The following is a 22,342-nucleotide window of genomic DNA, read 5'->3' as shown; positions in this document are numbered from 1 at the left end:
CCGCCGTCGAGGTCCTCGCCCCCGGCCCGCTGACGCTGGTCCAGGACCGCGGCCGCCCGGGCCTGGCGGCGGTCGGCGTGGGCAGGTCCGGCGCGGCCGACGCCGGCGCGCTCCGCCTGGCCAACCGCCTCGTCGGCAACGCCCCCGGCGCCGCGGGCCTGGAGGTGCTGCTCGGGGGCCTGGTGCTCCGGTTCCCGGCCGGCGGGGTGGTCGCGCTCGCGGGCGCCGAGGTCCCGGCCGACGTCGACGGCGTCCCGGTCGCCGCGCACGCCGCCACGCGCGTCCCGCCCGGTGGGGTGCTGCGGACCGGCTCGGCGACCCATGGCCTGCGGCTCTACGTGGCGGTCCGCGGCGGGTTGGACGTGCCGCCGGTGCTCGGGTCGCGCTCGGCCGACCGCCTCGCCGGCCTGGGACCCGCAGCACTGGCCGCCGGGGACGTGCTGCCCGTCGGTGCCGAGGTCGTCGACGCCGCCCAGCCGTGGGCCGACCCGCCGCGCGACTGGCCGGGGATCGCGGTGCTGCGCGTGACGCCGGGGCCCCGCGCGGACTGGTTCGCGCCGGGCGCGTTCGACCGGCTGCTCGGGGTCCGGTACGCGGTCACCCCGGCGAGCGATCGTGTCGCGCTGCGCCTCGACGGCCCGGCGGTCGGGCGCGCGGACCGCGGGGAGCTGCCGTCCGAGCCGCTGGTGCCGGGCGCGGTGCAGGTGCCGCCCGACGGTCGCCCGGTGGTGTTCGGCGCGGACCACCCGGTGACCGGCGGCTACCCGGTGCTCGCGGTCGTCGAGCCGCGGTCGCGGGACCTCGCCGCGCAGCTCCGCCCGGGCGACGCGGTGGCGTTCGCCGCGGTCGACGGGCCCGCCACGACGCGCTGACCGCGCCCCGCCGCGGGTCCCGCGCGCACCGGCCGACCCCGACGGTGCCGCGGCCGGAGGCGGCCGGCGGACACGCGTGAGCACGCAACACGCCGGTCGGGGGCGCGCGGTCTGTTTGAATGCTCCCGGAAGACAGAGGGGAGCTCCTGTGGACGTCAGCGTGGCGAGCAGGACCGTCGAGGGCAGGACCGTCGTCGACGTGACCGGCGAGATCGACGTGTACACCGCGCCCGCGCTGCGCGAGAAGCTCACCGCCCTGGTCGACGCCGGGCACGTGGACCTGGTCGTGAACCTCACCGAGGTGCGGTTCATGGACTCCACGGGGCTGGGCCTCCTGGTGGGCGTGCTCAAGCGCGTCCGGGGGCTCGACGGGCGGCTGCAGCTCGTCATCGACTCCGAGCGGCTGCTCAAGGTGTTCCGCATCACCGCGCTCACCCAGGTGTTCACCATCCGGGAGACGGTGGACGAGGCGCTGGCCGCCGACCGCGAGGGCTGACCCTCACCCGGAGGGGTGGTCCACGGCGACGTCCCGGTGAACGCAGCGGGAAGTCTCGGCGCCTCCGCCGCCCCGCGCGCGGCGCGCCCCGCCCGCGGCGGCACCATACGGTCGTGCCGAACGACGTCGACCTCCTCGTCCGCACCTCCCGCGCCGTCGGCGGGGTGCACCGCTCCGTGGGCGAGATCGCCGTGCCGGTGGCGGTGGTGGACCGCGACCTGCCGATGAGCGAGGTCGAGGTGCTGTTCCGCTCGCCGCACCTGCCCTGCCTGGCGGTGGTCGACGAGCGGGACGGCAGCATCGGCATGGTGTCGCGCGCACGGTTCACCGACGCGCAGACCGGCCGGCTCGGCTACGGGCGGGCGGTGCTGGCGCGCCGCCCCGTCGGCGAGGTCGCGGACTGGTCGCCGCTGGTGGTCGACGAGCGCACCGGCATCGTCGAGTCGGCGACCCGGGCGATGGAGCGGTCCGGCGAGACCCGCTACGACGACGTGCTGGTCCGGTCCGGCACCTGGGGAGCAGTCGCGACGTCCGACCTGGTGCGGGCGCTGGTCGCCGCGCTGTCGGAGCGGTCGCTGCACGACCCGCTGACCCGGCTGCCGGGTCGCGAGCTGGTGCTGCACACGCTGCGGGAGTGGGCGCGGCTGCTGCCGGGGAGCGCGCGCCGGCTGCTGCTGCTCCAGGCCGACGTCGACGGGTTCGCGGCGGTGAACGCGCGGTTCGGGGGCGCGGCCGGGGATGCGCTGCTCCGGGTGCTCGCCGCGCGGCTCGCGGCCGGTGTCCCCGCCGGTGCGCTGGTCGGCCGCACCGGCAGCGACGAGCTGATGGCCGTGGTGCTGCTGCCGGGCGTGCCCGCGGCGGAGGCCGGCGACCAGGTCGCCCGGGTCGTGGAGGGTGTCGGCCGGGCCCTGCTGCCCCGGGCCCCCGACGAGCCGTCCGTCCGGCTGGCCTGGGTCGTCTCGGCGCCCGGGGCGGCGGACGGCGACGCGCTGGTGCAGGAGGCGCAGCGGCGGATGCTCGCCCGGAAGGCGGACCCGCTGCCGGCGGTCGCACCGCCCGGCTGACCCGACCCGGGCCGGCACGGCGCGGCCGGCGGGCCCCCTGCGCCCGCCGGCCCCGCCGTGGCCGCACCGTGCCGTGTCCGCGCGCCGGAGCGCCGGGACCGTCAGGACAGGTACTGCCCGACGAGCTGCACGACCTCGCCGCCCCGGACGTCCACCCAGAACCGCGACGCCCCGCCGACCGCGCCGTCGACCCGGGAGGTCGCCGAGCAGCCCGCGTCTCCCGGGCCGGTGAGCCCGGCGAGGTCCCGCGCGTGCTGCTCCACGACCCCGTCCGGGCGGACGCAGAACCCGGTGACGACCGCGTCCGGCGCGAGCGCCACGGTCCGCGACCGCTGGACGTCGTCGACCACCTCGAAGCCGGAGGGCGGGAGGTCCATCCCGTCCTCCAGCAGCTCCGGCGCGTGCTCCCGCGCCCAGGCGGTCGCGGCCGCGCCCCCGTAGAACACCGCGAGGTCGACGGTGATCGTGCGCTCGCCCGGGTCGACCGCGAGGACGCTGCCGAAGAAGTCGCCGTCCTCCAGCCCGTCGCCCGAGGCCGGCGCGTCGGACACCAGGCTCGCCCTCCCGTCCCACCGGGTGCGGTAGGGGTCGACGAGCGGACGCGTGCCCGCGGACGGCTCCTCGGTGGCCGGTGGGGTCACCGGGTCAGGTGCCACCGGCTGCTCGGGCGGGGTCGTCACCTCCGGGGTCGGCTCCGCAGTAGGCGCCGTCGGGCTGGGCGCCGGCACCGCGGGCAGCGGCTCGGGCGAGCGGAGGTCGGCCAGGGTCGCGCCGGTCAGGACCAGCGCACCCGCGGCCGCGAGCGCGGCCACCCCGGCGGCCCCGCGCCGCACGACGCGCCGCCGCCGGCGCAGACCGACCACGCGGTCCGGGTCGGCGGGCCGGCCCCGGTCCGCCGCGTCGTCCGCCATCTCGTCCAGCGCCCGGCTCAGGTCGAAGGTCACAGCGAGCTCCTCTCCTCGTCGCGCGCCGCGCGCCCGTGCACCGGTCCCAGCAGGCCCTCCAGGCGGTGCGTCCCGGTGGACAGGTAGCGCTTCACGGCGCCGACGCTCACGCCGAGCACGTCGGCGATCTCGGCCAGCGGGAGGTCGTCGTAGTACCTCAGCACCACGCACGCGCGCTCCCGGCGCGGCAGGGTCGCGAGCGCGGCTCGCACGTCGAGCTGGGCCGTGACCCGGTCGCCGGTGTCCGGCACCGGGAGCGTGCTCTCGTACCCCAGCCGGGGGACGGCGTCCCGCCACCGCCGGAGCCGGCGGTGGCGGTCGACGAACGTGGTCAGGACCGCGCGGCGGACGTACGCCTCCGCGGTGTCCAGGTCCACCCCGGACCGGGAACGCACCATCGTCTTGACCAGCGCGTCCTGCACCAGGTCCTCGGCGTCGCGCAGGTCCCCGGTCAGCAGGTACGCGTAGCCCACCAGGGCGCGTCCCCGCTCGCGGGCGAGCGCCGCGACCGCCTCGTCTCCGTGCTGCACGCTCGTCCTCCTGGTCGTGTCGATCGTCTCGTGAGGTGGACGAGCACCGGGTGCCGCAGGTTGTACCGGCCACCCGTTCGGCTCAGCGACGCGTCAGGGGACGACCAGCGTGAACGGGTCCGAGACCACGAACGTCCAGTCGCCCGTGGCGAGCCCCGGCGTCGTCGTCCCGTCCGGCAGGACGTAGGCGATCGGCGCGAGGAACGCGTGCACGAAGGCCTGGTACTCCCCGCTCGGCAGCTCGGGCAGACCCGGGTCCGTGCCCGAGCACGCCACGAGTCCCTCGGGACCGACCCGCTCCGCCGTCCGCGGGATGCCCGAGCCCAGCACGTTGGTCCCGACCGAGTCCCAGCTCGTGAAGCTGGTGCCGACGACGATGCCGTCCCGGACGAGCGTCAACCACCCCCAGCCACCCTCGCGGTAGACGAGCTTCCCGGGTCCGACGTACTCGAAGGTCGCGGGGACGGTGCTCAGGTCCGCGAGGGCGACCCGGGTGCCGGACGCGGGTGTCGTGAGCCGCAGCGACGTGTCGCTGGGGGTCGGTGCGGGCTGCCCGCAGGTCGGCCAGTCCACGAGCGGCACCGGGGTGAGCGCGTCACCGACGTGCGGCGTCGGCGCCATCGTCGTCGCGTCCTCGCCCTCGATGACGAGGGGGACCGGGTCCCCGAGCGCGATCCGGTGCTCGCCGAGCGCCGCGAGGACGTCGCTCTCCACGAGCCCGCCGTCGCTCGGGACCTCCTCGTCATCACCCAGGTCGACGACCTCGGCCCACGGCTGGAGCGTGTAGCTGCCCGCAGGCAGCGGCTCGCCGGCGACCACGTCGGGCTGGGACTCCGGGGCGCAGGTGACCGGGGCGAGCCAGTCCCGCGCGGAGGGGACGCCGCCGAGGTCACGGTGCGCCAGCTGCCACGCAGGCACCGACCCCGTGCCCGACGACGACACGCCGACGACGACCCCGTCCCGCACCACGGCGATCGTCGCCCCGGCGGTCGGCAGAGCGGCGATCGCAGGTGCCGAGGTGCCCATGTCGACCCACGTGTCGACCGCGACCTGCTGCCCTGTGGGCACCTGGCCGCTCGTGGTCTCCACGTGTGCGCCGAACCGGTCGTCGAGCGGGAGGGCCGTGGGGCTCGTGACGAGCGACCCGCAGGCTCCGAACGGGAGCGACGAGTCGCCCGAGGCCAGGACCGTCCCGCGCGCCGGCGTCTCGGACGGAGTCGGTGCCGGGGTGCTCGGCGTGGGTGCCGGCGCACTGGTCGTGGGGCTCGGCACCGGCACGGCGGGCTGCGGCTCCGGGGCGCGGCCGAACGCGACGCCCCCCAGCACGGCGGCGCCGAGGACCGCCAGCGTCGTGACGGACGCGCCGGCCGCACGCCGCTGCCGACCGCGGGCCGCGCGCCGGGTGATGTCCCCCGCGGCGAGCCCGGCCCCCCTGCGCATCCGCTCCGCCTGGTCGTCGGCCCCCCGCCGGGCGAGGTCGCCGAACGCGCCGTGCAGGTCGTGCTCGTTCATCGCCGGTCCTCCGTCGCCGTCCGCACCTCGACCGTCTCCGCGGCCGGGCGCACCTCCCCCATGAGCGCTCCCAGGCGCCTCGTGCCGTCCGACAGGTAGCGCTTCACCGCACCGTCCGAGATCCCGAGCCGGTCGGCGATGCCCGCGACGGTCAGGTCCTCGTAGAACCGCAGGACCACGCACGCCCGTTCGCGCGGCCCCAGGTGCCGCAGCGCGGACTCCAGGTCGGTCGCGGTCTCCGTCGCCGTGGCGGTGGGCGCCTCGGCCTCGGGCGTGGCGAGCAGGTGGGCCCGCCCCTGCCAGAGCCGCCGGCGCCGGTACTGGTCCAGGTAGGTCGTCAGCACGGCCTTCCGGACGTACGCCTCCAGCGACTCGATGTCGGCGCCGGCCCGCCACCGGGACCACGCCTTGGCGAGCGCGTCCTGCACCAGGTCCTGCGCGCTGTCGTGGTCACCGGTCAGCAGCCGGGCGTACCCGACCAGCGCCGGGCCGCGTGCGGCGACGAACTCCGTCACCTGTTCCTGCCACGCCACGTGGTCCCCCTCGTCGTCGGCCGCCCGCGCGGGGTGGCCGGGCGATCCTGTCGTGAGGTGGGACGAGGAGGTGGGCCCGGACGTTGGGGTCCAGGCGGCGTTCACCCGGTCGGCGCAGCCGGGCGTCCGCCTCCCCGACGCGTCGCGGTCAGGGGACGACGAGCGTGAACGGCTCCCCGACGAGCTCGTGCGCGGCGCCCTCCCAGCCACGTGGCAGGACGTCGGTGCCGTCCGGGGCGACGAGGCCCTCCGGGCTCACCACGGTCACGGGATACGCCGTGTAGGTCCCCGGCGGTACGGGGACGTCCATCTCCGCAGTCGCGCCGTCCGAGCACGACCGTCCGACGGACGTCGGTGCGACAGCGGTCACGGTGGTGCCGTGGTCGATGTCCTCCCGTCCGAATGTCACGACGGTCGTCGCGACGACCTCGCCGTCGCGGACGAGCCGCAGGTCGCTCGCGCGCCGGAGCGTGAGCCGCCCGGACCCGGCGTAGGTGGTCCGGATCTCGACGTCGTCGCCGGCCGTGACCGTGCCCGCCGGGCCGGCGACGGTGAGGACGCCCTCGCTCGCGTTCGGGGTGACCGCCTGGGTGCACGGGTCCGGGTAGCTGTAGGCGTCCGAGTACGAGCCGGCGCCCTCGAGGCTGGGCGGCCCGGTCGGCACCGGCGGGAGCGTCGCGGGGTCGACGTCGCGTGGCTCGATCCGGAGCGTGACCGGGTCGGACACGGCGGACCGGTGCTCGAGGGGGAGGTGCTCGGCGACGTCCTGCACGGTCCAGCCGCTGTCACCGACGAGCCCCATCAGCTCGTCGCGCGGGGTGGTCCAGGCCTTGGAGAGCGCGAAAACCTCGTAGTCGCCGGCGGGCAGCGCCGCGCCCGCCACGGCCCCGGGGGCGTCGCACACGGTCGGCGTGATGTGACTGACGAAGATCGCGCTCGACGGGTACTGCGGGTCGTCGTAGACGAAGTTCACGGTGTCCACCCGAGCGGCCGCGGGGTAGGTGTCGGCGACCGCGACGACGACCCCGTCGCGGGCGACGACGATCCGCGGGCCGGAGCCCGTGCCGACCACCCCGATGTCCCCGGAGGAGCCGAGCGTGGTCCGCACCTCGACCGTCGCGCCGCGGGGCACGGCCGCCGGTGCCGTCGTCAGCCGGAGCACGACCTCCGGGGCCGCGGGGGGGTCGGTCGGCGACGCCACGAGGGAACCGCAGGCGCCGAACGGCAGCGAGCCGTCGCCCGTCGGGAGCACAGTCCTGGGCGCCGTGGGGGCGTCCGTGGTCGGCGCGGGGGTGGGCCGTGGCGTCGGCACGGCGGTGCGGGTCGGCGGGCCGGCCGGCGCAGGCGACGGTCGGTCCCAGGTCGCCACCGCGACTCCTCCGGCGGCGGCGCCGAGGACCGCGCACGCCGTGATCGCGGACACCAGCGCGGCGCGGCGGACCCGCCCGCGTCGTGCGCGGGCCGTCATCCGGGAGATCGGCAGTCCGCCCCCGGCTCGGGCGCGGGCGTCCTGCTCGGCGGCGACGCCCTGCACGAGGTCGTCGAGCGCCCGGCGCAGCTCGTCGCTCATCGCCGGCCTCCGTTCGTGGTCGAGAGATCCTCGGTGTCGAGGTCGTCGGGCAGGCCGAGGAGGCCGCTGAGGCGGCGGGCCGCGTCGGAGAGGTACCGCTTGACGGCGCCGTCGGACAGGTCGAGCCGGCGGGCGATCTCGGGGATGGTCAGGTCGTCGTAGTGCCGGAGCACCGTGCAGGCGCGCTCCCGCGGCGAGAGCCGCTCCAGCGCGGCGGCGACCCGCGCGCGGTCGACGGCGGCGTGCTCGGGCGACGGCACCGGCACCGCGTCGATGAGCAGGTGGGCGTGGTCCCGCCAGGCCCGGTCCCGCCGGCACTGGTCCACCCAGCCGTTGAGGACGGCGCGACGCACATACGCCTCGAGCCAGGTGATGTCGGCGCCGGCGCGCCTGCGCGACCAGACGCGCACGACGGCCTCCTGCACGAGGTCCTCGGCCGCGGCGGTGTCGCCGGTCAGCAGGCGGGCGTAGCCCACGAGCGCGGGGCCGCGCTCGCGCGCGAACGCCGCCAGGTCGTCCTGCCAGGTCACGGGTCCTCCGCTGCTGCTGTCCGGGAGCAACGGCGGTCGCGGCTCCCGGGGCGAGTGTCGTGCGGTGGACGTGGCAGGCGGCGCGACCGTTGGGGTCTGGCTCTCGCGTCACCCGTTCGGCCCAGACCCCGGCCCGCTGCGGCGCGCCCGCACCCCTTCCCAACCGGACATATCTGGCTACAGTGGCGTCCTCTCGCGCGGCAACGGAGCAGCGCGAACCGAGGGGCGGCTCGGGCAGGGCCGTGCCCCGCGTCCGAGGGGGATGCATGGTCGAGCTCGGGTCCGAGAGCCTGGTGGTGGTCGGCGTCATCGCGGCCGTGGCGGTCGCCGCCCTCGTCGTGGCGGTGGTGCTGCGCCGGCAGGTCCTGGCCGCGGACGAGGGGTCCGTGTCGATGCGGGCCATCGCCGCGGCGGTGCAGGAGGGCGCCGCGGCGTACCTGTCGCGGCAGCTGCGCACGCTGGTGCTGTTCGCCGTGGTGGTGTTCGCGCTGCTGTTCCTGCTGCCGGGCGACGCGGGGGTGAAGATCGGCCGCTCGGTGTTCTTCCTGGTGGGCGCCGGGTTCTCCGCGTCGATCGGGTACCTGGGCATGTGGCTCGCGACCCGGGCGAACGTGCGGGTCGCCGCAGCGGCGTCGCTGCCCGGCGGGCGGGCGAACGGGGCGCGGATCGCGCTGCGGACCGGCGGCGTCGTCGGGATGTCGGTCGTCGGGCTGGGGCTGCTGGGCGCGGCGGTGGTCGTGCTGCTGTACCGGGGCGACGCGCCGGCGGTGCTGGAGGGCTTCGGCTTCGGGGCCGCGCTGCTGGCGATGTTCATGCGGGTCGGCGGCGGCATCTTCACCAAGGCGGCGGACGTGGGCGCCGACCTGGTCGGCAAGGTCGAGCAGCACATCCCCGAGGACGACCCGCGCAACGCCGCCACGATCGCGGACAACGTGGGGGACAACGTCGGCGACTGCGCGGGGATGGCGGCCGACCTGTTCGAGTCGTACGCCGTGACGCTGGTGGCGGCGCTGATCCTCGGCCGTGCGGCGTTCGGCGAGGAGGGGCTGGTGTTCCCGCTGATCGTGACGGCGATCGGTGCGGTGGTCGCGGCCCTCGGGGTCGTGGTGACCCGGGTGCGCGGCGACGAGAGCGGGCTGACGGCGATCAACCGCGGGTTCGCGGTGGCCGCGGTGGCGGGCGCGGTGCTCGCGGCGGTGGCGGCGTTCGTCTACCTGCCGTCCTCGTTCGCCGACCTGGCGGGGACGGCCGGGCTGGGCGACCACCCGGGCGACCCGCGGGCCGTGGCGGCCGGCGCGGTCGCGATCGGCGTCGTGCTGGCGGGCGTGATCCTCTGGCTGACGGGGTACTTCACCGGCACCACCTCGAAGCCCACGATCCACGTGGCGCGCACGTCGCAGACCGGCGCCGCCACGGTGGTGCTGTCCGGCATCGGCGTGGGGTTCGAGTCCGCCGTGTACACCGCGGGCACCATCGCGGCGGCGATCTGCGGGGTGTTCCTGCTGGCGGGCGGGTCGATCTCGCTGTCGCTGTTCCTGGTGGCGCTCGCGGGCTGCGGGCTGCTGACGACGGTGGGCGTGATCGTCGCGATGGACACGTTCGGCCCGGTGAGCGACAACGCCCAGGGCATCGCGGAGATGTCCGGCGACGTCACCGAGGAGGGGGCCCAGATCCTCACCGACCTCGACGCGGTCGGGAACACGACCAAGGCCGTCACCAAGGGCATCGCGATCGCGACGGCCGTGCTCGCCGCGACGGCGCTGTTCGGGTCGTACGCGGACGCGGTGGCCGGGGCGCTCGCGGACCTGCAGCTGACCCAGGTGCCCGGGGACATCGTGCTGGCGATGACGGACTACCAGGTGATCAGCCCGGTGACGCTGGTCGGCGTGATCCTGGGCGGGGCGACGGTGTTCCTGTTCTCCGGCCTGGCGATCGACGCCGTGACCCGGGCGGCGGGGGCGATCGTGTACGAGGTGCGGCGGCAGTTCCGCGAGCACCCCGGGATCATGACCGGCGCCGAGCGCCCGGAGTACGGCAAGGTCGTCGACATCTGCACCCGGGACTCGCTGCGGGAGCTCGCCACCCCCGGCCTGCTCGCCGCCTCCGCGCCCGTCGCGGTCGGGTTCGGGCTCGGCATCGGCCCGCTCGCCGGCTTCCTGGCCGGGGCGATCGGCGCGGGCGTGCTGATGGCGGTGTTCCTCGCGAACTCCGGCGGCGCCTGGGACAACGCCAAGAAGCTGGTCGAGGACGGCCGCTACGGCGGCAAGGGGTCCCCGGCGCACGACGCGGTGGTCATCGGCGACACCGTCGGCGACCCGTTCAAGGACACCGCCGGCCCGGCGATCAACCCGCTCATCAAGGTGATGAACCTGGTGGCGCTGCTGATCGCGCCGGCCGTGGTGGCCGTGAGCCTGGGCGAGGACGCGAACCACGCGCTGCGGCTGGCGATCGCGGTCGTGGCGGGGCTGATCGCGGCCACGGCGGTCGTGCTGTCGCGGCTGCGGGCGGCGCGGGTGGACGAGGAGGCCCGGCTGGAGCGCGAGGTGCCGCTGCGGGCGTGACCCGCCCGCCTCGACGCCCGGCGGGCGGTCCGGCAGGGTGGGGGCCATGACCTCGCGCCGCGCCGCCGCCGTCCGCCCGTCCCGCCGAGCCCTCCGCCGCACCGCGGCGGGCGCCGCGCTGCTCGCCCTCGCCGTCCCGCTCGCCGCCTGCTCGGGCGACGACGACCGGGTGCAGGCGTTCTGCTCCGCGGGCGAGGACGCGATGTCGGAGATCACCGCGGCCGGGTCGCTCAGCGACGACCCGCAGGCGTTCGCCGACGCGATCGGCACGGCGCGGGACCAGTTCGACGAGGTCGAGGCCCCGGACGAGATCGCCGACTCGTGGGAGGTGTTCACCTCGACGTTCGCCGACCTCGACGACGCCCTGTCCGACATCGACCCGTCCGACCAGGAGGCGTTCACGGCCGCGCTGCAGCAGTTCGCCGAGTCGGCCGACTCCGAGGACCTGTCCACCGCGAGCGACGAGCTGAGCACGTTCACCACCGAGAACTGCGAGTGACCGTGCGGCTGCACCTCGTCCGGCACGGCCAGACCCCGTCCAACCTGATCTCGGCGCTCGACACCGCCGCGCCCGGCGCCCCGCTGACCGAGGAGGGCGAGCGGCAGGCCCGCGCCGTCGGGCGGGCGCTGGCCGCCGACCCGGTCGACGCCGTGTACGCGTCGACGCTCGACCGGGCGCGCGCGACGGCCGCGGAGGTGGCGCGGCCGCACGGGCTCGACGTCCGGGTGCGGGAAGGCCTGCGCGAGGTGCTCGCCGGCGACCTGGAGATGCGCACGGACGAGGCGTCGGTGCACCGCTACCTGTCGACGATGGTGGCGTGGGCGTCGGGCGACCTCGACGCGGTGATGCCGGGCGGGGAGTCGGGCCGCGAGACCCTCGACCGGTTCGACGCCGTGGTGGACGAGATGCTGGGCACGGGCGCCGCGACGGTCGCGGCGGTGAGCCACGGCGCGATGATCCGGCTGTGGGCCATGACCCGCGCCGGGAACCTCGACGCCGCGACGGCCGGGCGGTGGTCGCTCGACAACACCGGCGTGGTGACGCTCGAGACCGGCGGGCCGACCGGGTGGTACGCGACCCGCTGGCAGGACGAGGTGGTGCCGCACGCCGCGCCCGCCGGGGGCGACGGGCCCGGCGGGGAGCCGCTGCCGGTCTGAGGCGCGGACGCGGGGCGGCCGCCTCGCCCTGGCGCGTCGGGGAGGATGGTCCGGTGGACGCCGCACCGACAGAGCCCCTGACCGCCGACCCCGCGCTCGTCGCCGCCCTGCGGGCCGACCTGGCCGCGTCCGGGTTCACCGTGCCCGGGGTCGAGGAGCTGCTGGGCCCGGTCGCGAGCGCCGCGCTGCACCGGGAGGAGCCGGTGCCCGCGCTGCTGGCCACCGCCGGCGACGAGCCGCGGGCGGCGCTGGTCCGCGCGTTCGTGCTCGGCGTGCCGGTGCCCGCGGCGCGCCTGGCCCGTGCGCTGCCCGCGCTCGGCGTGGCGGGGGCGGAGCGGCTCGGGCTGGTCGCCGCGGCGGGCGCCGGGGCGGAGGACGCCGTGCGCGCCCGGGTCGACCTGCGCCCGTACGAGGCCGAGGACGCGGCGGGGGCCGTCGACTGGTGGGTGGCCTCGGACCTCGGGGAGCTCGCGACCGGCGGCGCGCTGCGCACGGACCACGTGCTGGGCGTCGGCGGGGCGTCCACGACCCTCGCGCAGGTGACCGTCCGCGAGCCCAGCGCCCGCACGCTCGACCTCGGCACCGGCTGCGGCATCCAGGCGCTGCACGCGGCCCGGCACAGCGAGGTCGTCGTCGGCACGGACATCTCGGCGCGGGCGCTCGGGTTCGCGCGGTTCAACGCGGCGCTCGCCGGCCTGGCGCCCGGCGCGCTGGAGCTGCGGCTCGGCTCGATGCTGGAGCCCGTCGCCGGGGAGCGGTTCGACCTGGTGGTGAGCAACCCGCCGTTCGTCATCACCCCGCGCGCGGCGGCGGACGTGCCGACGTACGAGTACCGGGACGGCGGCCGCACCGGGGACGCGATCGTCTCCGACCTCATCACCTCGGTCGGCGACGTCCTGGCCCCCGGCGGGGTGGCCCAGCTGCTGGGCAACTGGGAGGTGCGGCGCGGCGAGTCCTGGGACGAGCGCGTCGGCGCCTGGCTGGACGCGTCCGGGCTGGACGGCTGGGTGGTGCAGCGCGAGCTCCAGGACCCCGCCCAGTACGCGGAGACCTGGATCCGGGACGGCGGCACCACCCCCGACCGCGACCCCGCCGCGTGGCGCGCCCGGTACGCGGCCTGGCTCGCGGACTTCGCGTCCCGGGACGTCGAGGGCATCGGGTTCGGCATCGTCGTGCTGCGCCGGCCGGCCGCGGACCTGGCCGACGGCCCGCGGCTGCGGCGGCTCGAGGAGGTCACCGGCACCGTGCGCCAGCCGCTCGGCCCGGCCATCGGGGCGTCGCTCGCCGCGCACGACTGGCTCCTGCGCCGGGACGACGCGGCGCTCGCGGCCGAGCGGCTGCTGGTGCCCGCGGACGTCACCGAGGAGCGGTACCTGCGGCCCGGCGACGCCGACCCGCAGATCGTGCTGCTCCGGCAGGGCGGCGGGTTCGGGCGCACGGTGCAGGCGGGCACGGCGCTCGCGGGGCTGGTGGGTGCGTGCGACGGCGAGCTCACGGTCGGGCAGATCGTCGGGGCCCTCGCCGCGCTGCTGGGCGTGGACGCGGAGGCGGTCGCGGCCGACGTGCTGCCCGAGGTCCGCGGCCTGGTCCGCGACGGGCTCCTCCTCCCGGCCTGACTCCGGCACCCTCTCTGCCCGAGTGGAAGGTCTGGCCCGACACGCCGACGGTGTGTCCGGCCAGACCTTCCACTCGGCGGGCTGCCCGGGGCGACGGCCGCACAGGGTGGGCACAGTGTGGTGCTAGGGCGGCCCCAGCCGCGCTCCCTACGGTCCTGACCAGCCGGGACGGCCCCGCGGCACTGGTCCGCGGGCGCGATGCGTCCCCGACGGACCGAGGGAGAACATGCTGTCGCTGTGGAGGCGCACCCGACCGTGGGTGCGGGTGGTGGCCGTCGTGCTGCTGGCGGGCGTCGCCGGGACCGGGGTGTACTGGATCGGGTTCCGCGAGACGGCGCCGGCGCAGGCCGCGGCCCAGACGACCACGGCCGTGGCCGCGAGCCTGTCGACGATCCAGCAGTCCGTGTCGGCGTCCGGCACGCTGACGCCGACCGTCCAGGAGGACGTGTCGTTCGCGGTGAGCGGCACCGTCACCTCGGTCGACGTCGCGGCGGGCGACACCGTGACCGCGGGTCAGCAGCTCGCCACCGTCGACACGCTGCAGCTGAACGCCGCGCTGCTCCAGGCCAGGGCCGAGCTGGCGAGCGCGCGGGCCTCGCTGTCGAACGCCGAGGACGAGGCCGACGGCTCGGACTCCTCGGATGCGCAGGTCGCCGCGCTGTCCGCCCAGGTCGACGTCGCGCAAACCGCCGTCGACGCCGCGGAGGCCGACATGGCCGGCGCGACGCTGACCGCGCCGGTGTCGGGGCTCCTCACCACCGTGGACCTCGAGGTCGGGGACGTGGTCACCGGCTCGGGCTCGTCGTCGGGCACCGGCAGCACCGGCAGCACCGGCAGCACCGGCGCCGGCGGCACGACGGGCGGCAGCGGCGCGACGGGGTCGTCGTCCTCGACCACGTCGACCAGCACCGCGCAGTTCGTCATCGTCGGCACGGACGCGTGGCAGACCAGCGTCGGCGTGAGCGAGTCGGACGTGGCCCTGCTCTCCGTCGGGAACCAGGCGGAGCTCACGACCAGCAGCTCGACCGAGACCGTCTACGGGACCGTCACCGAGATCGGGCTGCTGTCCAGCAGCTCCGGCGGCGTCGCGTCCTACCCGGTGACCGTGGCGGTCACCGGCACCCCCGAGGGACTGCACGACGGCGAGTCGGTGGACGTCTCGATCATCTACGAGCGCCGCACCGACGTGCTGACCGTGCCCGCGTCGGCGGTGACCACCGAGGACGGCCGGTCCGTCGTCACGCAGGAGGGTGCGGACGGCGAGACGGTCACCACGGCGGTCACCGTCGGCGAGACGTCGGGCGACCTCGTCGAGATCACCGAGGGCCTGGCCGAGGGCGACGAGGTGCTGGTCACCACGTTCAGCCCGCGGGCGTCCGGCTCCGGCGACGGCTCGGGCGGCACCCAGCAGGGATTCCCGGGCGGCGGCGAGATGCCCGACTTCTCGTCCGGCGAGATGCCCGACTTCTCGCAGGGCGGCTTCCCGGGCGGCGGCGGCAATGGCTGAGCTCGTCCTGGACCGCCCGACGGAGGCCGACCCGGAGGGGACCGTCATCGAGCTCGTCGGCGCCCGGAAGACCTACCGGACGGGCAGCATCGAGTTCGAGGCCCTGCGGGGCGTCGACCTGGCGATCGGCGCCGGCGAGTACGTCGCGATCATGGGCCCGTCGGGCTCGGGCAAGTCGACGCTGATGAACATCGTCGGCTGCCTGGACGTCCTGACCGCCGGGGAGTACCGGCTGGCGGGGGAGGACGTCGGCGAGCTGGACGAGGTCGAGCTGGCCGACGTCCGGAACCGGCGGCTCGGGTTCGTGTTCCAGCAGTTCCACCTGCTGCCGTCGCTCACCGCGTGGCGGAACGTCGAGCTGCCCCTCGTCTACGGCCGGGTGCCGGCGGCCGAGCGCAAGGAGCGCGCGGTCGCCGCCCTGGAGCGGGTCGGCCTGGGCGAGAAGCTGGACAACCGCCCGGGCGAGCTCTCCGGCGGCCAGCAGCAGCGCGTCGCCGTCGCCCGCGCCCTGGTGGGCGAGCCCGCGCTGATCCTGGCGGACGAGCCCACCGGCAACCTCGACTCCCGGTCCACCGAGGACGTGCTCGCGCTGTTCGACGAGCTGCACGCCCACGGCCGCACCATCGTGCTCATCACCCACGAGCTCGAGGTCGCCGAGCACGCCCGGCGCATCGTGACAGTCCGGGACGGCCTCCTTCAGTCCGACGAGGTGAACCCGCGATGACCTGGTCCGAGACCCTGCGCACCGGCTGGGCCGCGGTGCGGGGGCACAAGCTGCGCTCGATGCTGACCGTGCTCGGCATCCTCATCGGCATCGCCGCGGTGATCCTCACCGTCGGGCTGGGCCTGGGCACGCAGAGGGACGTCAGCCAGCAGATCAGCGCGCTGGGGTCGAACCTGCTCATCGTCACGCCCGGGTCGTCGACCGACGCCGACGGCGTGCGCGGCGGGTTCGGCACCGGCGCGACGCTGACCCGGTCGGACGCCGACGCCCTGGCCTCCGAGGTGAACGCGCCGGACATCGGCGCCGTCGCCCCGGAGAAGGAGTCGTCGCTGTCCGTCGAGGCCAACGACACCAACTGGACCACGACCGTCGTCGGCACCACCGAGGACTGGCTCGACGTCCGGTCCCGCGCGGTCACCTCCGGCGAGTTCCTCACGGCGGACGACGACGCGGAGGGCGCGACCGTGGCTGTCATCGGCGCCACCACCGCCACCGAGCTGTTCGGCACCACGAACGTCGTCGGCCAGCAGCTCACGATCGCGGACACCGCGTTCACGATCGTCGGGGTCCTCGACACCGCGGGCTCCAGCACGGACACCGACCTGGACGACCTGGTCGTGATCCCGCTGACCACCGCCTCCGACACGGTGTCGGGGGGCTTCGACCGCAACTCGCTGACCACGATCTACGTGCAGGCGGCATCGGCGGACCAGCTCGGCGCGGCGTACCAGGAGGCGAACCAGCTCCTGCTCAACCTGCACGACATCACCGACGCCGACAGCGCGGACTTCAGCATCGACAGCCAGGACTCCCTGGTGAGCACCGCGACCTCGGTGTACCGGACGCTGACCGTGCTGCTCACCGGCATCGCGGCCCTGTCGCTGCTGGTCGGCGGCATCGGGGTCATGAACATCATGCTGGTCTCGGTCACCGAGCGGACCCGCGAGATCGGCCTGCGCAAGGCGCTCGGCGCCCCGCCGTGGGCCATCCGGCGGCAGTTCCTGGTCGAGGCCGGCGTGCTCGGCCTGGCCGGCGGCGTGCTCGGCGCGGCGCTCGGCGTCGTCGCCGCGAAGGTCCTGCCGGACCTGCTGGACACGTCGATCGTCATCTCGGGCGCCGCTGTCGGCGGCTCGGTCGCGATCGCGATGGCCATCGGCCTGGTGTTCGGGGTCTACCCCGCCACCCGGGCCGCGAAGCTCGCGCCCATCGACGCGCTGCGGTCGGAGTGAGGCCCGTGCGACCCGCGGCCCCCTTCGGTACCACCACCACGAGGAGAGACATGTCCCGCACCCGTACCCGCCTGCTGGCCGCCCCCGCCGCCGTGGCGGTCCTGGTCCTGCTCGCGGCCTGCTCGAGCGACACCGCCGACGCCGGGTCCACCGGCACCGCGGACGCCGGCGACGCCGCGCCGACCCAGGCGCCGTCCGGTCGGGGCGGCGGGGGGATGCCCGGCGGCGGCGGCACCTCGGGCGAGATCGCCGCCGTCACCGACGCCCTCCTGCAGGTGCAGGGCGACGACGGCCAGACGGCGGTCGCCTGGGACGCGACCACGACGATCACCCAGACCGTCACCGCCGCGCTGCCCGACGTCACCGTCGGGTCGTGCGTGGTCGCGTTCACCTCGGGCGACGAGGGCGCGGCGGCGACGTCCGTCGCGATCACCGCGGCGACCGACGACGGCTGCACGGGCGGCTTCGGCGGCGGCTCGGGCGGCGGGTTCCCGGCGGACGGCGAGATGCCCGGCGGGATGCCGACCGACCTGCCCGAGGGTGCCGAGATGCCCGACGGCGCGCCGACGGACATGCCGGGCGGCGGCTCCGGGGGCGGGTTCGGCGGCGCGACCGCCGGGCTGGTCACCGCGGTCGACGGCAGCACGATCACGGTCGAGTCCACCGGGGCGCCCGGGGCCGACGACGCGTCGACGACGACCGCGACCATCACCGTCGACGACGCGACCACCTTCACCAGCACGGTCGCGGCCGACGCCTCGGCCATCGCGGTGGGGCGGTGCGTCACGGCGCAGGGCGAGGCCGACAGCAGCGGCCAGGTCGCCGCGACGAGTCTCACGCTGTCCGACGCGACCGACGGCGGCTGCTCGACCGGGTCCGGCGGACGCGGCGGCTTCCCCGGCGCCGACGGCTCGACCGGGAGCGAGGGCGGCGATGCGTGACAGCCTGAAGCGGCGCGTGGGCCGCCGGCGGGCCGACGCGGCGCCCCTGACGCCGAAGGCCCTGGCCCGGCGGGCGACCCGCCGCCGGCGGCTCGTGCTCGGCGGGGTCGCCGCGGCGGCCGCGCTCAGCCTGGTCGGCGGGGGCGTGGCGATCGCCGTCACCAACGCGAAGGGCAGCGGCTACCGGACCGCCACCGCGGAGCTCGGCACCGTCGAGCAGACCATCGACGCGACCGGCACCGTCGCCTCGGCCAGCCGGTACGACCGGGCGTTCTCCGTCGCGGGCACCGTCGGCGCGGTCGACGTCGCCGTCGGCGACACCGTCACGGCGGGCCAGGTGCTCGCCACGCTCGACACCGCCTCGCTGGAGGACGCGGTCGAGGAGGCCGAGCAGGCGGTCGCCGACGCGCGGCAGCAGCTGGAGGACGACATCGACTCCCAGACCTCCGGCAGCAGCTCGAGCAGCAGCAGCTCGTCCGGCACCGGCTCGTCCACCTCGGGCGGGACGGGGTCGACGGGGTCCGGGTCGACCGGGACGGGCTCGACCGCCTCGGCCCCGGACGCCGCGGCGACGGGCGGGGACGCGCAGGCCGGCGGGCCGACGGGAGACGGCTCGGCCGGCGGCGGCGAGTCGACGGCGGACCCCGCCGTGACGCGGGCGATCGCCGCGGTGAAGGCCGCGCAGCAGGCGCTGCTCGCGCAGGACCAGACCGCGCAGGCGGCGCTGGCGGAGGCGTCCACCGCGACCACGGCCGCGCAGGAGGCGTGCCGGGCGGTGCTCGACGGCGACGGGTCCGGCGACGGCTCGACGGAGCAGCCGACCACCGAGCCGACCACCGAGCCGACGACGGAGCCGAGCGAGGAGCCGACGCAGGAGGCGCCGACCGAGGACGCCGCGACGGAGGACGCCACCGCGACCGGCGCCGCAGCGACCACGGGGGCGGTGATCACCGGCGCCGCGTCCACCACGAGCACGACCACCGACGACCTCACGTCGTGCCAGGACGCGATCACCGCCGTGCTCGCGGCGCAGACGACGGTGGACGAGGCGCAGACCAGCCTCATGGCCCTGGTGACCGATCTCGACACCGCGGTGACGGCGGCGCAGGACGCGCTGACCTCGGCCGCCTCGGGCTCGAGCGGCGGCACCGGCACGGCGCCGTCGACCGGGGGCACGACCGGCACGACCGGCACGACCGGGGGCACGACGGGCGGCACGACCGGCACCGACGGATCCGCGGCCGCCGACCAGAGCACCGCGCTGCCCAGCGGGTCGTCGTCCGGCACGGGCGCCGCGTCCTCGACCACGGGCTCGGCCCTCTCCGGCTCCGGCGCGTCGGGCGCCTCGGGGGCCGCGGGCGGCTCGACCGTCGCCACCGCCGCCGACCTCCTCGCCGACCAGGCCGCGATCGACCAGGCCGAGGCCGAGCTCGCGATCGCGCAGAGCAGGCTGGACCTGGTCGATCTCACCAGCCCGATCGCCGGGACCGTCGCGGCGGTGTCGATCGCGGCGGGCGACGAGGTCGAGGCGTCCTCGACGTCGGCGGTCATCACCGTCATCGGCGACGACGGGTACACCGTGTCCACCACGGTGCCGCTCAGCCAGGTCGACCTGGTCGAGGTCGGCCAGGAGGCCGCCCTCTCGGTGCGCACCGGCGACGAGGACCTGACCGGGACGGTCACGGGCATCGGCATGCTCAATGCGTCCACGACGTCGTCCGACCCGACGTACACCGTGGACATCGCCGTCGACCCGGAGGACGTCGCCCTCTACGACGGCTCCTCGGCCCAGGTGTCCATCGCGGTCGCCGCGTCCGAGCAGACGCTCACCGTGCCGTCGTCGGCGGTGCACCTGGACGGCTCGACCGCCACGGTGCAGGTGCTGAGCGGCGGGACGGTCGAGTCGGTCGAGGTCGAGCGCGGGGCAGTCGGCGCCGAGCTCACCGAGATCGTGTCCGGCCTGTCCGAGGGCGACCAGGTGGTGCTGGCGGACCTGAGCCAGTCGCTGGTCTCGGACGACTCGGAGTCCAGCAGCGGCCTCAGCGGCCTGGGCGGCAGCACCGACGACTCGTCGTCCGGCCAGGGCCGGATGACGTTCCCCGGCGGCTTCAGCGGCGACGTCGGCGGCGGCCAGCTCCCCGCCGGCGGCCCGCCCGGGAGCTGAGGCACCGGGCTCCCGACGGCGCCCGGCCGGTCCCCGCGTCCCCCTGCGCGGACCCGGCCGGGCGCCCTTCTGCCACCCTGGACCCGCCGGCGCCCGACCGAGGCCCGGCGGGGGAGGTCCGCATGCCGCTGCGCTCGGTGCTGCTGTTCGCGCTCGCCGCGCTCCTGGAGATCGGCGGCGCGTGGCTGGTCTGGCAGGGGGTGCGCGAGCACCGCGGCTGGGTGTGGATCGGCGCGGGGGTGATCGCGCTGGGCCTCTACGGCGTCGTCGCGACCCTGCAGCCGGACGCGAGCTTCGGACGGATCCTCGCGGCGTACGGCGGGGTGTTCGTCGCCGGCTCGCTGCTCTGGGGCGTGGTCGCCGACGGCGTCCGGCCCGACCGGTGGGACGTGCTCGGCGCCCTGCTCTGCCTCGCCGGCGTCGCCGTGATCATGTACGCGCCGCGGCCTGCCTGACCGCCACCGGGACTAGGCTCGCCGCCAGCCCCACCCGCACGACCACCACCGGAGGACACCCGATGACGCAGACCACGGCACGACCGCACGCGGCGGTCCTCGGCGGCGGCGTCATGGGCGAGGCCCTGGTCACGGCCCTGCTCGCCGCCGGCTGGACGGCTGACGACGTCGACGTCACCGAGCGCAGCGCCGCCCGCGCGATGGAGCTGTCCGGCCGGTACGGCGTCCGCGCCGCCGACCCGAACGCCAAGGCGGTCAAGGGTGCCGGTCTGGTGCTGGTCGCGGTCAAGCCGCAGGTCGTGCCCGAGGTGCTGGCGGAGATCGCCCCGACGCTCCGGCCCGGGACGCTCGTGGTCTCGGTCGCCGCCGGCGTGCCGGTCGCGGTGTACGAGGCGGCCCTGCCCGCGGGCACCCCGGTGGTCCGGGTCATGCCGAACACCCCGGCCCTCGTCGGCAAGGGCGCCAGCGCGATCGCCCCGGGCACGCACGCGACCGACGAGCACCTCGACCTCGCCGAGCGGGCGCTCGCCGCGACCGGGCTCGTCGTCCGCGTGGCGGAGAAGGACCTGGACGCGGTCACCGCGATCTCCGGGTCCGGGCCGGCGTACGCGTTCTACCTGATCGACGCGATGGCGGAGGCCGGCGTCCTGCTCGGTCTCACCCGGGACCTGGCGACCCGGCTGGCCGTCGCCACCGTCGAGGGCTCGGCCGCCCTGGCCGCGCAGACCGGCGACCACCCGGTCGTGCTGCGCGAGCGGGTGTCCTCGCCCGGCGGGACGACCGTGGCCGGCGTCGCGCAGCTCGACGCGCACGGGGTCCGCGCCGGCGTCGTGGCGGCGGCCCGCGCGGCGTACGACCGGTCGCGGGAGCTCCGCGCGGCGGCGGCCCCGGGCCCGGCGGCGGCCGAGGCGGACGCCCCGCGCGAGGACCGGTAGGGCCCGCCGTGACCGGCACGCCGGGTGCCCCGCCGCGGCGCCCGCCCGCGATGAGCGACGTGGCCGCGCTCGCCGGGGTGTCGCACCAGACCGTGTCCCGCGTCCTCAACGACCACCCGAGCGTCCGCCCCGAGACCCGCGAGCGGGTGCTGGCCGCGATCGCCGAGCTGGGCTACCGCCGCAACAGCGCGGCCCGCGCCCTGGTGACCCGCCGGTCCGGGGCGCTGGGCGTCGTCACCACGTCGTCGGTGCACCACGGCCCCACCAGCACGCTCATCGGCCTGGAGAGCGCCGCCCGCGAGGTCGGCTACTACGTGAGCGTCGCGGCCATCGACCGGTTCGACGCCGGCACGATGCGCGGCGCGCTCGACCACTTCCTGGACCAGGCCGTCGAGGGCATCGCGATCATCGCCCCGCAGGTCGACGTGGCCGAGGCGGTCGCGGCGTTCGACGTGCCGGTGCCGGTCGTCTCGGTGACGTCGGGGGAGCCCGTGCCGGGTCCGGCGCACGTCGTCGCGGTCGGTGTCGACCAGCGCGAGGGCGCGCGCGCCGCGACCCGGCACCTGGTCGAGCTCGGGCACCGCGAGGTCGTGCACCTGGCCGGGCCGCAGGACTGGTTCGACGCGCAGGAGCGGCTCGCGGGCTGGCGGGAGGCGTGCGCGGCGGCGGGGGTGTCCGCGCCGGAGCCGGTGGTGGTCGACTGGTCCGCCGAGTCCGGCTACCGCGAGGGCCTGCGGCTGGCCGACGCCGGTGCGCCGACCGCGGTCTTCGCCGCCAACGACCAGCTCGCCCTCGGCCTGCTGCGCGCGTTCTGGGAGCGTGGGCTGCGGGTGCCGCAGGACGTGTCGGTGGTGGGCTTCGACGACGAGGCCGGGGCGGCGTACTTCGTCCCGCCGCTGACGACGGTGCGCCAGGACTTCGCGGCCCTCGGCCGCAGCGCGATCCGGGCCCTGGTCGGCGCCCTGGCGGGCGACCCCCCGCCCCGCACCCTCCTCCCGGCC

At 76.6% G+C, this 22,342-nt stretch carries 21 protein-coding genes; 15 read left to right on the top strand and 6 right to left on the bottom strand.

What is annotated here, in order from left to right; genetic code table 11:
• The 3 genes from MHY85_RS13435 to MHY85_RS21915 all read left to right on the top strand — a co-directional run.
• Positions 1–872 (top strand): biotin-dependent carboxyltransferase family protein (locus MHY85_RS13435; protein WP_239197082.1); only part of this gene is annotated, 872 nt, incomplete at its 5' end.
• A gap of 148 nt (positions 873–1,020) precedes the next feature.
• Positions 1,021–1,368: an STAS domain-containing protein gene (locus tag MHY85_RS13430; RefSeq protein WP_154729830.1), complete on the top strand. Its 348-nt coding sequence runs from the start codon at positions 1,021–1,023 to the stop codon at positions 1,366–1,368.
• A 113-nt stretch (positions 1,369–1,481) separates the two neighbouring features.
• Complete coding sequence (locus MHY85_RS21915; RefSeq protein WP_239197080.1) at positions 1,482–2,432, top strand: GGDEF domain-containing protein; 951 nt, start codon at positions 1,482–1,484, stop codon at positions 2,430–2,432.
• Positions 2,433–2,533: 101 nt separating this feature from the next.
• On the opposite strand, the gene MHY85_RS13420 is transcribed toward MHY85_RS21915, so the two are convergent.
• From MHY85_RS13420 to MHY85_RS13395, 6 genes are all read right to left on the bottom strand, one after another.
• Complete coding sequence (locus tag MHY85_RS13420) at positions 2,534–3,376, bottom strand: hypothetical protein (RefSeq protein WP_239197078.1); 843 nt, start codon at positions 3,374–3,376, stop codon at positions 2,534–2,536.
• Positions 3,373–3,906: a sigma-70 family RNA polymerase sigma factor gene (locus MHY85_RS13415; protein WP_239197076.1), complete on the bottom strand. Its 534-nt coding sequence runs from the start codon at positions 3,904–3,906 to the stop codon at positions 3,373–3,375. The genes MHY85_RS13420 and MHY85_RS13415 overlap by 4 nt, the downstream gene beginning before the upstream one ends.
• Positions 3,907–3,999: 93 nt before the next feature.
• Positions 4,000–5,418, bottom strand: coding sequence for a hypothetical protein (locus tag MHY85_RS13410; RefSeq protein ID WP_239197074.1), 1,419 nt, complete (start codon positions 5,416–5,418; stop codon positions 4,000–4,002).
• Positions 5,415–5,951, bottom strand: coding sequence for a SigE family RNA polymerase sigma factor (locus MHY85_RS13405; RefSeq protein ID WP_239197072.1), 537 nt, complete (start codon positions 5,949–5,951; stop codon positions 5,415–5,417). Before MHY85_RS13405 ends, MHY85_RS13410 begins: the two co-directional genes overlap by 4 nt.
• 148 nt (positions 5,952–6,099) lie before the next feature.
• Positions 6,100–7,521, bottom strand: a complete 1,422-nt coding sequence (locus MHY85_RS13400) for a hypothetical protein (RefSeq protein ID WP_239197070.1) — start codon at positions 7,519–7,521, stop codon at positions 6,100–6,102.
• The gene (locus MHY85_RS13395) at positions 7,518–8,051 is read right to left on the bottom strand and encodes a sigma-70 family RNA polymerase sigma factor (protein WP_239197068.1); all 534 of its coding nucleotides are present in this window, start codon (positions 8,049–8,051) and stop codon (positions 7,518–7,520) included. The genes MHY85_RS13400 and MHY85_RS13395 overlap by 4 nt, the downstream gene beginning before the upstream one ends.
• Before the next feature lie 266 nt (positions 8,052–8,317).
• Here MHY85_RS13395 and MHY85_RS13390 point away from each other — a divergent pair, with 266 nt between their 5' ends.
• The 12 genes from MHY85_RS13390 to MHY85_RS13335 form a co-directional block, all read left to right on the top strand.
• Entirely contained in the window at positions 8,318–10,612 is a 2,295-nt protein-coding gene (locus tag MHY85_RS13390; protein ID WP_239197066.1) for a sodium-translocating pyrophosphatase, read from the top strand.
• 46 nt (positions 10,613–10,658) lie between these two features.
• Positions 10,659–11,111, top strand: coding sequence for a hypothetical protein (locus MHY85_RS13385; protein WP_239197064.1), 453 nt, complete (start codon positions 10,659–10,661; stop codon positions 11,109–11,111).
• On the top strand, positions 11,108–11,770 hold the full coding sequence (locus tag MHY85_RS13380) for a histidine phosphatase family protein (protein WP_239197063.1): 663 nt from the start codon (positions 11,108–11,110) through the stop codon (positions 11,768–11,770). Before MHY85_RS13385 ends, MHY85_RS13380 begins: the two co-directional genes overlap by 4 nt.
• 53 nt (positions 11,771–11,823) lie before the next feature.
• Complete coding sequence (locus MHY85_RS13375) at positions 11,824–13,386, top strand: methyltransferase (protein WP_239197061.1); 1,563 nt, start codon at positions 11,824–11,826, stop codon at positions 13,384–13,386.
• A 226-nt stretch (positions 13,387–13,612) separates the two neighbouring features.
• Complete coding sequence (locus MHY85_RS13370; protein WP_239197059.1) at positions 13,613–14,893, top strand: efflux RND transporter periplasmic adaptor subunit; 1,281 nt, start codon at positions 13,613–13,615, stop codon at positions 14,891–14,893.
• Positions 14,886–15,617, top strand: coding sequence for an ABC transporter ATP-binding protein (locus MHY85_RS13365; protein WP_239197057.1), 732 nt, complete (start codon positions 14,886–14,888; stop codon positions 15,615–15,617). The genes MHY85_RS13370 and MHY85_RS13365 overlap by 8 nt, the downstream gene beginning before the upstream one ends.
• Positions 15,614–16,846 (top strand): ABC transporter permease, encoded by a 1,233-nt coding sequence (locus MHY85_RS13360; protein WP_239197055.1) that lies wholly within the window; start codon positions 15,614–15,616, stop codon positions 16,844–16,846. The genes MHY85_RS13365 and MHY85_RS13360 overlap by 4 nt, the downstream gene beginning before the upstream one ends.
• A 50-nt stretch (positions 16,847–16,896) precedes the next feature.
• Positions 16,897–17,787, top strand: coding sequence for a DUF5666 domain-containing protein (locus tag MHY85_RS13355; protein WP_239197053.1), 891 nt, complete (start codon positions 16,897–16,899; stop codon positions 17,785–17,787).
• Entirely contained in the window at positions 17,780–19,951 is a 2,172-nt protein-coding gene (locus MHY85_RS13350; RefSeq protein ID WP_304518954.1) for an HlyD family efflux transporter periplasmic adaptor subunit, read from the top strand. The genes MHY85_RS13355 and MHY85_RS13350 overlap by 8 nt, the downstream gene beginning before the upstream one ends.
• A gap of 122 nt (positions 19,952–20,073) precedes the next feature.
• Positions 20,074–20,406 (top strand): YnfA family protein, encoded by a 333-nt coding sequence (locus MHY85_RS13345; RefSeq protein WP_239197051.1) that lies wholly within the window; start codon positions 20,074–20,076, stop codon positions 20,404–20,406.
• Positions 20,407–20,468: 62 nt separating this feature from the next.
• Positions 20,469–21,341 carry a pyrroline-5-carboxylate reductase gene (gene proC / locus MHY85_RS13340; protein ID WP_239197049.1) on the top strand — a complete coding sequence of 291 codons (873 nt, stop codon included), beginning with the start codon at positions 20,469–20,471 and terminating at the stop codon, positions 21,339–21,341.
• Positions 21,342–21,349: 8 nt separating this feature from the next.
• A partial coding sequence (locus MHY85_RS13335; protein WP_308191385.1) for a LacI family DNA-binding transcriptional regulator occupies positions 21,350–22,342 on the top strand: 993 nt, incomplete at its 3' end.

The organism is Cellulomonas sp. ACRRI (assembly GCF_022346185.1).
In the GTDB taxonomy this organism is placed as follows: Bacteria; Actinomycetota; Actinomycetes; order Actinomycetales; family Cellulomonadaceae; genus Cellulomonas.
Note: the sequence above shows the minus strand (reverse complement) of the source record. Positions and strands in the feature narration are given on the sequence as shown.